The organism is Methanoregula sp. (genome assembly GCF_002835825.1).
GTDB lineage: Archaea > Halobacteriota > Methanomicrobia > Methanomicrobiales > Methanospirillaceae > Methanoregula.
Genome location: NZ_PIZH01000528.1, coordinates 1 through 1,427, shown reverse-complemented (window position 1 = coordinate 1,427; position 1,427 = coordinate 1). Strand labels below are relative to the sequence as shown.

At 48.5% G+C, this 1,427-nt stretch carries 1 pseudogene; it reads left to right on the top strand.

The annotated features are described in order from the left end of the window. Positions 1-1,427 (top strand): annotated as a pseudogene (locus tag CW742_RS12970) (hypothetical protein); the annotation flags it as partial.

Sequence of the window (1,427 nt, the reverse complement as noted above, 5' to 3'; positions counted from 1 at the left end):
GCAAGGAACCTATGCAAAATGGTTCGAAGAAGCATACCGTGATCTCGCCACTGAATACAAAAAAACCGGCCTCGATATCCTCCCTGCTGAAGAAGTCCACAACGGGTACTTCTCGAAGGATAACAAAGGCCAGTTCCGGGATACCGAAGGTCGTTCAAAGATGGATGAGGACACGTATAACCTCATCATGAAGGACAAGGAAAAACTTCTTGATCCAAAGAATCCACTAAAATTCATCTTCTCGCACTCGGCCCTCCGTGAAGGCTGGGACAATCCGAATGTCTTCCAGATCTGTACGCTGAATGTGCCTGTCTCGACGCTCAAGAAGCGACAGGAGATCGGCCGTGGCCTTCGGCTTCCGGTGAATAAGGACGGGGACCGGGTTTTCAACAATGATATCAACAACCTCGTTGTCGTTGCAAACGAGAGTTACCATGACTTTGTTGCCGCTCTCCAGAGCGAATTTGAGGAAGAGGGAGTCGTCTTCGGTCGCCTCCCTGTTGAAGCATTCAGGGAACTCAAAATTGGAGAGCCCGGTGAAGAGCGGCCCCTTTCTCCAGAAGAGACCGAGGAACTCTGGGGGCATCTGCAAAAGAACGGCTGGATCGAAAGTGACGGCCGGATAACGGAGTCATTTACTAAAGCTGTCGAAACCCACACCTTCGATGTCCCGGAGCAGGCACGCCCGTTGACGCGACAGATCATCGATATTATTGACCGACACAAGATCGAGAACCACATTACCAAATACCAGCCTCGAAAGTGTAAGGTACGGGAAGAAGTGCTGATGGACCCAGAGTTTGAAAAATTCTGGAACGCCATCAGCCAGAAGACAATCTACGCCGTCAATTACACTACCGAAGAACTCATCCACGACGCGGCTGCTGCGATAAAAAAGATGGAGAAAATCGAACCGTTGAAGATCACAACAAGGATTGCCGATCTCTCATTCGAAACATCAGGAATCAAATCGGCAGAGGTTATGATCTCAAACGAAGAGTTTTCCACAAAGAGGACTCATGTTCCCGACATCCTCTTATATATCCAGAGCCGTGTCGAACTGACCCGGCATACAATTTTTCAGATCCTGAAGAGGTCCGGACGGCTCGATGATTTCACCAGGAATCCCCAAGCATTCATGGATGCATCAGTGAAATGTATCCAGGATGAACTTCACCGGATTATCATCGAAGGGATCCAGTACGAGCGGCTGAACGAGATTGCCTACGAGATGAGCCGGTTCAGGACGCAGGACCACGAGAAGGAATTTATCAACGATCGGATTGTAAAGGTCAAACATTCGTTGTATGAGTATATCGCTTACGATTCAATAACTGAGAAGAAATTTGCCGAAGGACTGGACGCATTAGAGGATATCAAGTGTTTCATAAAGTTTCCAGCTTGGTTCAAAGTCCCAACACCCGTAG